The organism is Streptomyces sp. NPDC017991, from assembly GCF_044328075.1.
GTDB lineage: Bacteria > Actinomycetota > Actinomycetes > Streptomycetales > Streptomycetaceae > Streptomyces.
Genome location: NZ_JBIRGP010000004.1, coordinates 486,202 through 499,166, shown reverse-complemented (window position 1 = coordinate 499,166; position 12,965 = coordinate 486,202). Strand labels below are relative to the sequence as shown.

General features: G+C 73.6%; 13 protein-coding genes. 12 read left to right on the top strand and 1 reads right to left on the bottom strand.

The annotated features are described in order from the left end of the window. Window positions 1-39: 39 nt before the first annotated feature. The 3 genes from ACH4DZ_RS14975 to ACH4DZ_RS14965 are packed head-to-tail and all read left to right on the top strand — an operon-like array spanning window position 40 to window position 1,147. Window positions 40-483 carry a phage tail protein gene (locus ACH4DZ_RS14975; protein ID WP_143640089.1) on the top strand — a complete coding sequence of 148 codons (444 nt, stop codon included), beginning with the start codon at window positions 40-42 and terminating at the stop codon, window positions 481-483. Then, complete coding sequence (locus ACH4DZ_RS14970; protein ID WP_398287483.1) at window positions 483-992, top strand: hypothetical protein; 510 nt, start codon at window positions 483-485, stop codon at window positions 990-992. Before ACH4DZ_RS14975 ends, ACH4DZ_RS14970 begins: the two co-directional genes overlap by 1 nt. Next, the gene (locus ACH4DZ_RS14965; RefSeq protein ID WP_188114298.1) at window positions 989-1,147 is read left to right on the top strand and encodes a DUF6760 family protein; all 159 of its coding nucleotides are present in this window, start codon (window positions 989-991) and stop codon (window positions 1,145-1,147) included. Before ACH4DZ_RS14970 ends, ACH4DZ_RS14965 begins: the two co-directional genes overlap by 4 nt. Here ACH4DZ_RS14965 and ACH4DZ_RS14960 read toward each other — a convergent pair. Beyond that, window positions 1,096-3,363 carry a hypothetical protein gene (locus ACH4DZ_RS14960; protein ID WP_398287482.1) on the bottom strand — a complete coding sequence of 756 codons (2,268 nt, stop codon included), beginning with the start codon at window positions 3,361-3,363 and terminating at the stop codon, window positions 1,096-1,098. The two genes, ACH4DZ_RS14965 and ACH4DZ_RS14960, sit on opposite strands and share 52 nt — an antisense overlap. 565 nt (window positions 3,364-3,928) lie before the next feature. Between ACH4DZ_RS14960 and ACH4DZ_RS14955 the strand changes: the two genes are divergently transcribed. The 9 genes from ACH4DZ_RS14955 to ACH4DZ_RS14915 all read left to right on the top strand — a co-directional run bounded on the left by ACH4DZ_RS14955 (window position 3,929) and on the right by ACH4DZ_RS14915 (window position 12,941). Further along, a complete protein-coding gene (locus ACH4DZ_RS14955) occupies window positions 3,929-4,864 on the top strand; it encodes an extensin (RefSeq protein ID WP_398287481.1) in 936 nt (311 codons plus the stop codon). A gap of 97 nt (window positions 4,865-4,961) precedes the next feature. Further along, on the top strand, window positions 4,962-5,387 hold the full coding sequence (locus tag ACH4DZ_RS14950; protein WP_398287480.1) for a phage tail protein: 426 nt from the start codon (window positions 4,962-4,964) through the stop codon (window positions 5,385-5,387). 16 nt (window positions 5,388-5,403) lie between these two features. Then, window positions 5,404-6,126 carry a LysM peptidoglycan-binding domain-containing protein gene (locus ACH4DZ_RS14945; protein WP_398287479.1) on the top strand — a complete coding sequence of 241 codons (723 nt, stop codon included), beginning with the start codon at window positions 5,404-5,406 and terminating at the stop codon, window positions 6,124-6,126. Next, entirely contained in the window at window positions 6,126-8,027 is a 1,902-nt protein-coding gene (locus ACH4DZ_RS14940; RefSeq protein WP_398287478.1) for a VgrG-related protein, read from the top strand. The genes ACH4DZ_RS14945 and ACH4DZ_RS14940 overlap by 1 nt, the downstream gene beginning before the upstream one ends. A 109-nt stretch (window positions 8,028-8,136) precedes the next feature. Then, the gene (locus ACH4DZ_RS14935) at window positions 8,137-8,583 is read left to right on the top strand and encodes a GPW/gp25 family protein (RefSeq protein ID WP_398287477.1); all 447 of its coding nucleotides are present in this window, start codon (window positions 8,137-8,139) and stop codon (window positions 8,581-8,583) included. Continuing rightward, a complete protein-coding gene (locus ACH4DZ_RS14930; protein ID WP_398287476.1) occupies window positions 8,583-10,541 on the top strand; it encodes a putative baseplate assembly protein in 1,959 nt (652 codons plus the stop codon). Before ACH4DZ_RS14935 ends, ACH4DZ_RS14930 begins: the two co-directional genes overlap by 1 nt. Further along, the gene (locus ACH4DZ_RS14925) at window positions 10,538-10,807 is read left to right on the top strand and encodes a hypothetical protein (protein ID WP_398287475.1); all 270 of its coding nucleotides are present in this window, start codon (window positions 10,538-10,540) and stop codon (window positions 10,805-10,807) included. Before ACH4DZ_RS14930 ends, ACH4DZ_RS14925 begins: the two co-directional genes overlap by 4 nt. Beyond that, window positions 10,804-11,361 (top strand): phage tail protein, encoded by a 558-nt coding sequence (locus ACH4DZ_RS14920; protein WP_328495454.1) that lies wholly within the window; start codon window positions 10,804-10,806, stop codon window positions 11,359-11,361. Before ACH4DZ_RS14925 ends, ACH4DZ_RS14920 begins: the two co-directional genes overlap by 4 nt. Next, window positions 11,358-12,941 carry an NADase-type glycan-binding domain-containing protein gene (locus ACH4DZ_RS14915; protein WP_398287474.1) on the top strand — a complete coding sequence of 528 codons (1,584 nt, stop codon included), beginning with the start codon at window positions 11,358-11,360 and terminating at the stop codon, window positions 12,939-12,941. The genes ACH4DZ_RS14920 and ACH4DZ_RS14915 overlap by 4 nt, the downstream gene beginning before the upstream one ends. Window positions 12,942-12,965 lie beyond the last annotated feature (24 nt).

The window sequence follows — 12,965 nt, the reverse complement described above, 5'->3', positions numbered from 1 at the left end:
TACGACAACGACAAGAACCCTCAGAAGGACAGAGAACAGATGAGTCTCAGCCCGGGTGACGCTCTCACTTCACATAATTTCGGTCTCCAGATCGACGGCGTCATGGTCGAGTACCTGGCGGAGGTCAACGGCCTCAGCATCGAACAGGACGTCATCAAGCACCTGTCGAACTCGGCGCAGGGCAGGCCCGAGGTCAGTCTCATGCCCGGCGTGCAGAAGGACGGGCAGTGCACCGTCGTGCGCGGTATGACCCAGTCCCCGGCGTTCACGACGTGGATCAACGACTCGATCGCCGGTCAGATGAGCACGGCCCGCAAGAACGCCTCCATCATCATGATGGATTACCAGAACAACCCGGTGAAGCGGTACAACATGCGCAACGCCTGGTGTTCCAAGATCGACGCCAGTGCGCTCAAGGCCGGCGAGGCCTCCGCGCTCACCGAGACCGTGACCATCGTCTTCGAAGAACTGGTCATCGAGTAATGCGCCGTACTGCTGCCAGGGCGGGCGCGGGCCAGGTCGTGGACGCGCCGGTACCGGAGCCGGTGGCGGCGCCGGAGCAGACCTTTGCTCCGGCGCCCGCCGCCGCTCCGGCGCCGGCGCCCGCGCCGGTGGCACAACCGCTGCGCACGGAGTTCCCCTTCGAGCTTCCGCGCGGCTACGTCGACGACGCGGGCACGGTGCACCGGGACGGCGTGATGCGTCTGGCCACCGCCCGGGACGAGTTGATCCCGCTGCGGGACGTCCGTGTCCAGGAGAACCCCGCCTATCTGTCGGTGGTCCTGCTGGGCCGGGTCATCACCCGCCTCGGCACGCTGGCGATGGTGCACGACGGCATCGTGGAGAACATGTTCGCCTCCGACCTCGCGTTCCTGCAGGACTTCTACCGGCAGGTCAACGCCGAGGGCCACACCCGCGCCTCCGTGGAGTGCCCCCACTGCTCGGAGCCCTTCGAGGTCGAACTCGGCGGGAGCCGCCTGGGGGAATCGTGACGTACGCGACCGACCGGCTGCACGAGGAGATCGCGTACGTCGCCTACCACTTCCACTGGAGCCTGGAGACGATCCTGGATCTCGAACACCAGGATCGCCGCCGCTACACGGAACAGATCGCGTCCCTGGTGACCCGGGGCGGGGCGGAGGGCTGATCGGTGGGGTTCCTCGACCGACTGAGGGGCGGCACGGCGACATCCGCCGCACGTTCCGCTCCCGCGGGAGCGCATGCGGATACGGGTACGGGTACGGGTGCTGGTGCCGTACCCGCTGCGGTCGTTACGGGTACGACTGCCTCGGGCACGACTGCCATGGGTACGGCTGCCACGGGTGCCACTGTCTCGGGTGCCTCCGTGGGTGCCGGGCCGGCCGCGGTGGTCGGCTGGACGGGGCTGCCGCCGATCCAGCGGGCCGCCCTGGGCCGTACCGGCGTGGCCGACTCCGGCTTCGGCGGCCGGCTGAGCACCTGGCAGAACCCCTCCCTCACCGGGACCCTGTCCCACGCCGTCCTCGACGGAGCGCCGGGCGGGCTGATCAGGAACGCGCTCACCACGTCGGCCGGGCCCGTCGCCGGACTCGAACCGCCGTCGCGCGTCCTGCCGGTGGCGGGGCCCGACGTCCCCGGCGCCGCCCCGTCGCCGGCGGTCGGTGACGCACCACCGGTGCAGCGCGCGTCCCTGCCCGTCACGGCGTCCCGCCCGACGGGCCCCCGGGTGACCGCCGTACCCCCCAGGCCCCACCGGCAGAGCCCGCTGACCAGGGCGCCCGCCACGCCCGCAGTACAGCGGCGTGCTCTGCCGGTGGCCCAGCGTCCGGCGTCGGCGTCAGCTCCGGTTCCGGTGTCGGCTCCGGTTCCGGCGTCGGCTTCAGCTCCGACCGCGACCGGGGAGCCGGGCGCGGCTTCGGTTGGACCTGCTTCGCCTGGCCCCGCCCCGCTGGGTCCCGGCCCGTCAGGGTCCGTTGCTTCGGGGTCCGTTGCTTCGAAGTCCGTTGCGTCAACTGCTTCGACGGCGGGAGCTGCGAAGTCGGGTGCTACGGCTTCGGGTGCCGCCTCCCCGGGGGCGGGCGCACCCGCGAGGGCGCCTGCCGCGGGTACGGCGGTCAACGTCCAGCGGGCCCCGGCGACCGGTCCCACCGCAGCACCGGCACGCACGGGCAGCCCGGCCCCGACCGGCCCCAGCGACCCGACTCCGGCCGAACCCGTACGACCCGCGGCCACCACCGCGTCCGGTGCCGGTACGGCGGCCACATCCGCATCCGGCGCAGCTACGGCCGCCGGCTCCAACAGCCGGGCTGTCGAGGCCGGTGGCACGGGGAGCAATCCCGGTAACACGGTGGCCCGTTCCAGTGGACCGGCGGTCAACGTCCAGCGGGCTCCGGCGACCGGCCCCGCCGCAACACCGGCCCGCGCGGGCAGCCCGACCCCGACCGGCCCCAGCGACCCGACTCCGGCCGAACCCGTACGGCCCGCGACCGCGACCACGTCCAGGGCCGGTACGGGGGCCAACCCCGGCAGCGCGGTGACCCGTACCAGCGAACCCGCGCTCAACGTCCAGCGGGCGAGGGCCGGTTCGGGCAGTACACCAGCCCGCGCGGGCAGCCCCACCCCGACCGGCCCCAGCGACCCGGCTTCGGCCGACCCCGGCAGCACAGTGGCCCGTTCCGGCGGACCCGCACTCAACGTCCAGCGAACAAGAGCCAGTTCGCCCAGTACACCGGCCCGCACAGGCAGCCCCACCCCGGCCGGGCCCGTACGGCCCGCGGCCACGACGGCGTCCGCGTCCGGTAGCAGTACGGCGGCCGGCCCCGGCAGCGCGGTGACCCGTACCAGCGAACCCGCGCTCAACGTCCAGCGGGCGAGGGCAGGTTCGGCCGGCGCGGCGCCCACGCCTGCCGCCGCACCCGCATCCGCACGCGTACCCGCACCCGCACCCGCACCCGCTGCGAACGCGGTCTCTGACTCAGCGGCCACCGGCCCCAGCAGCCCCATAACCCGCCCCGCCACGGTCCAGAGGGCGGCGGTCGGCACCCCTGCCGCTCCCCCGTCGGCGGTGAGGCCCGGCGGCGAGTCGGCGGTCGAGGTCCGACGGCCGACCGGCGTACCCCAAGTGCCCGCCGCTGTCCCTGCTCCCGCCGGAACCACGGCCGCCGGTACCGGCAACGCGCCCGTCCGCGTCCAGAAGGCGGCAGCCTCCCCCAGTGGCTCGGCGGTCGACGTCCAACGGGCCGGCACCGGTCCCAGCCGTACGGCGAGCGCGTCCGCCGGAACACCGGTCGGCCCGAGCGCCACGACGGCCGCCTCCAACAGCCCAGCGGTCAGCGCCCCTTCGGGCACGGCACCCGTCGTCCAGAGGGCGGCAACCGGGCCCACCGAGCACAAGGCACCACCGGTGGCCGGCCCCGCCGCCGCGAACTCGCCCGCTTCCGGGCCGAGTCAAGGCGGCCTCGGGACCCCCGCCGCCGCTTCGCCCCTTCCGGCCGCCCCGACCGCTCCGGCCGGCTCAGGCACGTACCCGGTGCAGCGGAGTGCTTCCCCCGGCGCGCGGCGTATGGGCCTCGGCGCGCCGATGACGGGGAACCCGTCCGTCACCCGCGCACCGGCCGCTCGCCCCGGCCCGACAGCCCCGCTTCCCGTCACCTCGGCCACCCCGCCCTCGGCCCTACCGACCGGTCCGACCGCAGCCGCGAGCCCCGTCGACCGTCCGCACACCCCGGCCGTACCGCCGGCGCTCCCGAACCCGACCCCGGCCCCGGGCGGCCCGGCCTCAGCCCCGGTCACTCCCCCGTCCACCCCGGTCCAGCGCGCCACCGCGCCCGCCGCCCGGCAGCGCCCCCTGCTCGGTGCTCCCCTCGCCGCTCCTCCCGCGGACGCGCGGCCCCTCTCCGGGCCCGGGCGTACGTCTCCGGTCGGTTCGGCTCCTGCCGGAGCGCCTTCCGTGCAGCGTGCGCCCGCACAGGCACCCGCGCCCACACCCTCACCGCCGACACAACAACTCCGCCGCACGGCCGTGCCCCTCTCCACCCCGCGCGCCAACGGCCTCTCCGTACAGCGCGCCACGGCCGCCCCCTCCGCGGTCGTCCCCGTCGCCAAAGCCGTGACCAGCAGACAAACACCGTCACAAGCACACGCACCCACACCCGCACAGCAGCAAGCACACGCACCGGCACCGGCACCGGCACCGGCACCGATGCGTGCCCTCACCCCCGCCCGTGCCCTCGCGCCGGCCTCCACGCCCACGGCACCCCCCGCGCACCAGCGCCCCGCACCCCCGGCCCCCGCCCCGCTGCGCCGCCCGGCGGTCGTGCAACGGGCCGTCACGCCCGGTGTTCCCGCGAACCGGGCCGTGCCCCTCCTCGCGGCCGGCAGGTCCGCTCCCGCCGGGCCCGTCAGGACGGCTCCGCCCGCGCAGCCGCTGACGATGCCGAACGCGTACCCGGCACCGCCGGTCGTCCAGCGGCAGGCGGTCGCCGCACCCCGGACGGCCAAGGCACCCGCCCCCACGGCACCCGCACCGGCTCCGACGCCCGCGCCGCCACGCCCCGCTCCCGCACCGGCCCCCGTACAACGCGCCCTGCTGCCGACGTCCGCCAGGACCACCGCCGCCGTGTCCGCGGTCACGGCTCACGGGAGTTCGTCGCGCGGCTCGTCCGGGTCGGGGTCCGCCGACGATCCGCCGCCGCCGTACGAGCAGGGCGGCCCCCCGCCCGCGTACACCGCGGTCGCCAAGGGCCAGTTCGACCCCCGCTCCCTGACCGACTTCCAGCTCGACGAGCTCACGCACCGCCTGATCAGCCGGATCACCCGGCTGATCCGTACGGAACTGCGGCTCGACCGGGAGCGGATCGGCAAGCTCCGCGATCCACGTCGCTGAGCCGCCGCCGACCGGCCTAGACCCGCAGCACCCCGCAGCACCCCGCACCGCCCGGCACCACCCCGCACGACCGACGTCCGCAGAAAGGCCGCCCCCGATGCCCCGCGATCTCGACCCGGGCTCCACCATCTTCTTCACCCTGACCATCGACGGCGAGAGCCTCGGTTACTTCAACGGGTGCGAGGGACTGTCGTCCGCGGTGGAGATCGAGCAACGCCAGGAGGGCGGCAACAACGGGTTCGTCTGGCAGCTCCCGTCCCGTGTCACCTTCTCCAACATCCGGCTGACCCGGCCGCTGACCCCCGACACGTCGAAGGTCGCGGCCTGGATCTCGTCCGTGGCCACGGGCATCAAGCGGCCGACCGCGCAGATCGCCGCGCTGCGCGCGGACGGTTCGGAGGTGGCGCACTGGGGGCTGATCGACGTGCTGCCGGTGAGCTGGCAGGGGCCCTCCCTGGACCCGGCCAACCCGAGCGTGGCCACCGAGGTCCTGGAGATCACTCACCACGGGTTCACGGACTGAGGGGCGGGACACCACCATGGCCAAGGGAAGCAAGGGCGCGGGCAAGAGCCTCGTACGCGCCACGATCGCCATCCACGAACCGCCCGTCGGATCGAGCACCACTCCGGGCGGTCTGATCAAGACGTTCAACTTCGACTTCAACCCCTCGCAGCTGCAGCTGAGCCGGCGCGGCCAGTGGAAGTCCACGCCGGCCGCGGCCGTGCGCGACGGCACGGTCCCGGAGTTCATGGGACCCGAGCCCCGGGAGATGACGGTCGAGATCTTCCTCGACTCGTCCACGAAGCCGACCAGCAACGCCGTGCTGAAGAACGTGGAGTCCCTCCTGGACTGCTGCGAGGTGACGGCCAAGAGCATCGCCGCGAAGCAGCCCTCCCCGCCCTGGGTGGTCTTCCAGTGGGGCTCGTTCTCCACCGCGCGCTTCACCTCGTACGTGAGTTCCGTGGACGTCACCTACTCGCTGTTCGGCACGACCGGTGTGCCGATCCGGGCCACCTGCCAGGTGTCGCTGCACGAGATCCCCAGCAAGACCAAGGGCCAGAACCCGACCTCGGGCGCGCTCACCGCGCAGCGGGTGCACCGGGTCGTCGCGGGCGACTCCCTGCAGTCGCTGGCCTGGCGCGAGTACGGCAACGCGTCCGCCTGGCGCGCGATCGCCGAGGCCAACGGGATCGACAACCCCGCGCACCTGCCCACGGGTGTCGAGCTGGTCCTCCCCGCCGCCGAGGAGGTGCGCCACTGATGGCGAAGACGTCCTTCTCCAACATCATCCACGTCACCATCGACGGCAAGAAGATCCCGCCCGACTACATCAACCTGCTCGTCGCCGGCTGGGCCGACCTCGGAGCGGGTGTGCCCGGCGAGTTCCGGCTCACCTTCCGCGACCCGGACCGGGAAGTGCTCGGCAAGCTGAACATCAGGTTCGGCTCCAAGGTGGTCCTCGCCCCCGTCGCCGACGGCCAGGGCGCGGCGAACCCGCTGCTCACCGGCGAGGTCACCGGCATGGAGACCGACTACGACGGCACCGGCACGTTCAGCGTCGTCCGCGGCTACGACCCGGGCCACCGTCTGATGCGGGTGCGCCGGGTGGCCGCGTACCGCAACCAGACCGCCTCCGACATCGCGCGCAAACTGGCCGCGATGAACGGTGTGGCGATCGGGAAGATCCAGACGACCAAGACGGTCTACGAGTTCATCTCCCAGTCCAATGTGACGGACTGGGACTTTCTCGCGCGGCTCGCCGACGAGAACGAGATGGTGATGTCGCTGGACGCCAAGGGGAAGTTCGAGTTCGGCGAGCCGGACCCGGCCTCCAAGGCACCCCTGTCGACCTCCCCCGAGGATCCGAACCCCCGGGTGCTGCGGGGCCGGGTCGACGTACTGCGCTGCCGGGCCGCCGTCACCGCCGCCGACCAGGTCGACAAGGTCGAGGCACGCGGCTGGGACATCCCGACCAAGAAGAAGATCGTCGAACTGACGAAGGCGGGCACCTACTCCGGTTTCGCCATCGGGACGACTCCGCAGAAGGCCGCCAACGCCTTCAAGGCGGCCAAGCTGGTGGAGACCGACACCCCGTACGACCGCCGGCCCGAGGTCAAGTTCGCCGCCGCCTCGCTCGCGGACGACCTCACCTCCTCGTTCGCCGAGCTGGAGGTCACGGTGCACGGCAATCCCGTGCTGCGCCCCGGGGTGGCCATCGCGCTCACCGACGTGGGCGTGCCCTTCGAGGGCAAGTACACGGTCACCTCCGTACGGCACACCTTCGGCGCGGGCAGTCACTACGAGACCCTGGTGACCGTGAGCGGCCGGCAGTGGCGCTCCCTGTTCGGGCTGACGTCCGGCGGCGGCGCGACGGCGCCCCGGCTGCCGAGTGTGGCCAACGCGCTCGTCACCGACGTACAGGATCCGCTGAGGCAGGGCCGGGTGAAGCTGCAGTTCCCGTGGCTGGACGACGCGTACGTCAGCGACTGGACGCGGACCGTGCAGCTGGGCGGCAAGAAGGGGGGCAGCATCTTCCCGCTGGACGTCGGGGACGAGGTGCTGGTCGCCTTCGACCGGGGAGCGCTCGACCACCCCTTCGTCATCGGCGGCCTCTACAACGGCATCGACAAGCCGACCGTCGTGAAGGACGTGGCGCTGCACGACCCGGTCAAGAAGAAGGCGATCCGGCACACCCTGTCCGACCGGGACGGCAACCGGGTGGACCTGCTCAGCCAGCAGACCGGCGGCCGCAAGCAGGGCGTCCGGGTGGCCAGCGGCAACGACAAGCTGGTCATCAACCTCGACCGCACCAAGACCGAGATCACCGTGGACAGCAAGGGCGCGGTCAGCATCACGGGCGGCACCTCGGTGTCCATCGACGCGGGCACCGACCTCTCGCTGAGCGCCCGGCGCAACATCAGCATCAAGAGCGGCGGCGCGCTCACCCTGCAGGGCCGCGGGATGGTCAACCTCAAGTCGCTCGGCGGCGTGGTGAACGTGCAGTCGATGGGTGCCCTGCGTCTCACGGCGTCCGGCGCCGCGACGCTGAACGCGGGCGGCACCGTGCAGATCAACACCATCGGCCAGGTGGGCATGCGGGCCATCAACATCGACCTCATGGGCCTCGTGACGGTCAACAAGAAGCCGTACCCGATCCCGTGACGAACAGGACCGTGGCGAACAGAACCGCAACGACCGCGACCGTGACGACCACGGTCGTGACGACCGTGACGACCATGACGACGAGGACGAGAAGGCGGGTGGCCCCCTGATGGCCGAGCAGTTCGTCGGATCCGGCTGGGCGTTCCCGCTGCGCATCGGCCCCACCGGGGGCATCGCCCTGGTCAGCGGGGAGCGCGAGATCGAGGAGGCCATCCGGCTCGTCCTGGCGACCGCGCCGGGCGAGCGGCCGATGCGCCCCGAGTTCGGCTGCGCCATCCACGACCTGGTGTTCGCCCCGGTCAACGAGGCGACCGCCGGCCGTATCCAGCACGAGGTGTACACCAGCCTCGACCGCTGGGAGCCGCGTATCGAGGTGAGCGACGTCGATGTGACCGCCGGCTCCGACAGCGAGCAGGGCGTGCTCTTCATCGACGTCCGCTACTCGATCCGCGGCACCAACAACCCGCGCAGCCTCGTCTTCCCGTTCTACGTCATCCCTTCCCACGAGGAGCCCGACGCCTCCGGCGCGGGCGACTCCCCTGAAAGCGACCGCTGATGGCACTGCCCTCCCCGAACCTCGACGACCGCCGCTTCCAGCAGTTCGTCGACGACGCCAAGCGCTACATCCAGCAGCGCGCCCCGGAGTGGACCGACCACAACGTCTCCGACCCGGGTGTCACCCTCGTGGAAACGGTCGCCCACATGGCCGACCAGATCGTCTACCGGCTCAACCGGGTGCCGGAGAAGAACCACCTGGCGTTCCTGGACCTGGTGGGCATCACCCTCTTCCCGCCCTCCGCCGCGCGTACGGACGTCACGTTCTGGCTGTCCGCGCCGCAGGACGAGCCGGTGCTGCTGCCGGTGGGCACCGAGGTCGCCACCACGCGCACCGAGAGCCAGGAGGCCGCGGTCTTCGCCACCGAGGACGAACTGACCATCGTGCCCTGTCAGTTGCGGTACCTGGTGGTCCAGCGCGACGGTGAGCCCGTCACCGACAGGACCGCCGACCTCGCCGAGGGCAAGGACCTGATGTGCTTCACCGAGTCCCCGCGGCCCGGTGACTGCATGCTGATCGGGCTGGACACCGCCGTCCCGCACTGCGCGGTCGCGATGGAGCTGGACAGCCGGGTCGACGGCGTGGGCGTGGACCCGCGCCAGCCCCCGCTGCTGTGGGAGGCGTGGACCGAGGACGGCTGGGTCGTCTGCGAGGTCGACCGGGACGGCACCGGCGGTCTGAACCGGCCCGGCGAGGTCGTCCTGCACATCCCCGGCGCGCACACCCTGTCGCGCACCGGCGGCCAGGAGGCCGGCTGGCTGCGCTGCCGGGTCACCGAGCCGCTGCCCGACCAGCCCTTCTACACGACCTCGCCGACGGTCCGTTCCGTGGACGCGTTCACGCTCGGCGGCACCACCGCGGCCGTGCACGCCGAGACCGTGACCGACGAGGCGCTCGGCGAGTCCAGCGGCCTGCCCGGGCAGCGGGTGCGGCTGGCCCACTTCCCCGTGGTGGGCGACACGCCCCCGGTGCTGCTGCAGACCGCCGAGCACGAGGGCTGGACCGACTGGGAGGTCGTCCCGTCGTTCTCGGCGTCCACCCCGTACGACCGGCACATCACCCTGGACGCCGCGACCGGCGACATCGCCTTCGGCCCGGCGGTACGGGAGCCCGACGGCACCCTGCGCCAGTACGGGGCGGTGGCCCCCAAGGGCGCCGTCATCCGCGCCCGGCGCTACCGCACGGGCGGCGGCAAGTCCGGGAACGTGGCGCGCGGTGCCGTCCAGGTGCTGCGCACCTCCGTCCCGTACGTCTCCGAGGTCGTCAACCGGGAGGCGGCGCGCGGCGGGGTCGACGGCGAGACGGTGGAGGAGGCGAAGACCCGCGCGCCCATCACGCTGCGCGCTCAGGAGCGGGCGGTGACCCTGCGCGACTACGAGGAGCTGGCCCGCCGGGCGGCGCCCGAGACGGCCCGCATCACCTGTCTGGAGGGCGAGGAGGGGGAGCACGGGGCGTACGCGGTACGGGTGCTGGTGGTCCCCCAGGCCGTACCGGACCCCGGCGGTCGGCTGCGTTTCGAGCAACTGGTCCCCGGTGACGCGCTGTTGCACCGCATCACCCGGCACCTCGACGAACGACGCCTGATCGGCACGCGCCTGGCGGTGGGCCCGCCCTTCTACCAGGGCATCACGGTGGTCGCGACGGTGCACGCCTTCCGCGGCACCGACACGGACCGGGTACGCCGTCAGGCCCACGACGCCCTGTACCGGCACCTGGACCCGCTGACCGGCGGCGCCGACGGGCGGGGCTGGCGCTTCGGCCGGCCCGTGCAGTCCGGCGAGGTCTTCGCCGTCCTCCAGCGGGTCCCCGGCGTCGAACTGGTCGACGAGGTCCAGCTCCACCCGGCCGACCCGCTGACCGGCAAGCGCGGCGACCCGACGGACCGTATCGACCTCGCCGCCCCGTCCCTGGTCTTCTCCTTCGACCACCGCGTCCGAGTGATCGGAGACCGCGCGTGACCCACCGTCCGAAGGCCTCGGTCCCCCTCCCGTCCCCCACCACCACGCGGGACTCCCGCGCCCGGACCGCACACGACGGCATCCGCCGCACGGCCGGCACACCGGCGCGCCCCACGGGCCGGACGAGCCACGCGGCCCGTCCGACCCATCCGGTCCGTCCGGCCCGTCCGGCCCATCCGGCCGAGGGCCGCGCCCGGACCGTCGCCGGGGTCCCGGGGGGCCTCGCCCGGCACGCGTACGCCTACGCGAGGGGGGACAGGCCGTGAGGGGTTCCATCGACGGGCTGGGATCCTCCGCGCCCATCGGGATGACACTGCCCGCCGTGTTCGCCGACGACGATCTGGCGCAGCGTTTCGTCGGCGGGCTCGACGACGTGCTCGCGCCGATCCTGGCCGTCCTCGACAACCTGGACTCCTACTTCACGCCGTCCCTGGCACCGGTGGACTTCACGCGGTGGCTGGCCGGCTGGGTCGGCGCCGAGACCGACGGCAGCGAGCCCGAGGACCGGCTGCGCGCCGCCGTCGCCGCCGCCGCGTTCCTCCACCGGGTACGGGGCACCAGCCGCGGCCTGTCCGAGGCGGTGCGCCTGGTGTTCGGCGTGGCCCCGGAGATCACCGAGAGCGGCGGCGCCTCCTGGGACGCCCGGCCACTCGGCCCGGTCCCCGGCGACCGCCGCCCGCGTCTGCACGTCGCTCTACGGCTGCCCGACCCGACCCGCGCGGACGAACACCGCCTCGACAGCCTCGTGGCAGCCGCCCGTCCCGCCCATATGCCCTACACGGTCCAGGTGACCGCCGCCGAAAGGACTCCCGAGAGATGACCAGCCAGAACTCCGGCACGGGACAGGAGCCGGCGCGCAGCTGTGCCGAGTGCGGCACCCGCGCGGAGCCCGGCCAGTCCTTCTGCGATTCCTGCGGTGCGGTACTCGGCTGGGGCACCGGCCGCAACGCCGCGGCCCCGGTACCCGCGGGAGCCGCCGCCCCGGCAGGAGCCGCGACCCCGGCGCGGGACTCCGCGGCCGGCCGCGGGACCGACACCGACGCGGGCGGCGGTCCGGGCGCTGACCCGGGATGGGACGGCTTCGCCGTGCCCGCCGCCGGTACGGGCACGGCCCGCACGGGCCACGACCTGCCGGCCACGGCGGCCGGTTCGGCCGCCGCCCCCACCCCCGGGGACGAGTCCCAGCGGCGCACCGCCGGGGCCAGCGACACCGGCGGCGGCCCGGGCAGCGCCCCGTCCACCCCGTCCACCTCTTCCGCCGCCTCCGGAGCGGCGGGTACGGCCGGTGCGGCCGGTGCGGCCGGCGCCGCCGTCCCCGGGCAGCGGAACCCCGCGCCGGCCCCCGCAGCCGCGTCCCCGGCCGCACCGGCCGACCCGGCCGCCCCCGACATCTTCTCCGCCCTCACCCCCCGAACGGCCACCGGCGGCCACGTGGACGACACCGACACCGAGCCGAGGGTGGCCCTGGGCCACGGCGCCCCGCCCCCCTCCGCCGCCGACACCGCGGACGAGCGGGCCAGGTCCCTCCTCATCCCCGTGAACGACCCCGCACCCCGGGCTCCCGTCACACCCGCCGTCGCCCCCGTGCTGCCGGGCGTCCCGATGGCGGGCCGCCCCCAGGTCCGCGCCCCGGGCCCCGAGGCCGGCCCGCAGGACGGCCCGCCGTGCCCGTGGTGCGCCACCCCCAACCGGCCCGACCGGCACTTCTGCGCCCGCTGCGCCATGCCCATGGAAGGCGGCCCGCGCCCGCCGGACCGGCAGACCTGGTGGCGCCGCCTGCTGAACTTCGGCAACGGGGACATCCCGTGGGCGGGCGAACGCCCCCGCCTGCGCCGCGGCTTCGGACGCATCATGAACTGGGTCGTCGGCGCCGCCGTACTGGGCCTGATCATCGCCCTCATCGTCAACATCGGCGACGGCATCGACGCGACCCGCGACCACTTCGCCAAGCGCGCCCCGGTCGGCCCGGACAGCGTCAGGGCGTCCCGCTCCTACCCCGGGCACAGCGCGCAGCTCGCCTTCGACGGCCTCAGCAACACCTGGTGGGGTCCGGGGGTCTCGCAGTCCGGTGAGGGCGAGTGGGTGGAGGCCCGCTTCGACACCCCGACCCGGCTGCTGGACGTGGTGATCACCTCCGGCGTCTCGGCCAAGGTGGAACACCTTCAGGAGTCGGCCCTTCCGAAGCGCATCGAGGCGCAGATCACCACCGCCGACGGCAAGAAGAGCACCCGGATCATCAACCTCGACCGGAGCGCGGGCGGCCAGGCCCGCAAGTTCCGGGTGGGTGAGGTCGTCGCGGTGCGGTTCATCCTGCGCTCGGCCTACGCCGCCGACGCCAAGAAGCAGGTGTCCATCGCGGAGATCGAGCTCTTCGGCCGCTCCAACGGCAGCAGGTCGTGACGAGCGACACGGTGTCGACAAGGG

Bases quoted from the DNA above. Each gene is read 5' to 3' on its own strand.
- ACH4DZ_RS14975 (WP_143640089.1), top strand. From the start codon at position 40: ATGAGTCTCAGCCCGGGTGACGCTCTCACTTCACATAATTTCGGTCTC.
- ACH4DZ_RS14950 (WP_398287480.1), top strand. From the start codon at position 4,962: ATGCCCCGCGATCTCGACCCGGGCTCCACCATCTTCTTCACCCTGACC.
- ACH4DZ_RS14970 (WP_398287483.1), top strand. From the start codon at position 483: ATGCGCCGTACTGCTGCCAGGGCGGGCGCGGGCCAGGTCGTGGACGCG.
- ACH4DZ_RS14935 (WP_398287477.1), top strand. From the start codon at position 8,137: ATGGCCGAGCAGTTCGTCGGATCCGGCTGGGCGTTCCCGCTGCGCATC.
- ACH4DZ_RS14930 (WP_398287476.1), top strand. From the start codon at position 8,583: ATGGCACTGCCCTCCCCGAACCTCGACGACCGCCGCTTCCAGCAGTTC.
- ACH4DZ_RS14945 (WP_398287479.1), top strand. From the start codon at position 5,404: ATGGCCAAGGGAAGCAAGGGCGCGGGCAAGAGCCTCGTACGCGCCACG.
- ACH4DZ_RS14940 (WP_398287478.1), top strand. From the start codon at position 6,126: ATGGCGAAGACGTCCTTCTCCAACATCATCCACGTCACCATCGACGGC.
- ACH4DZ_RS14915 (WP_398287474.1), top strand. From the start codon at position 11,358: ATGACCAGCCAGAACTCCGGCACGGGACAGGAGCCGGCGCGCAGCTGT.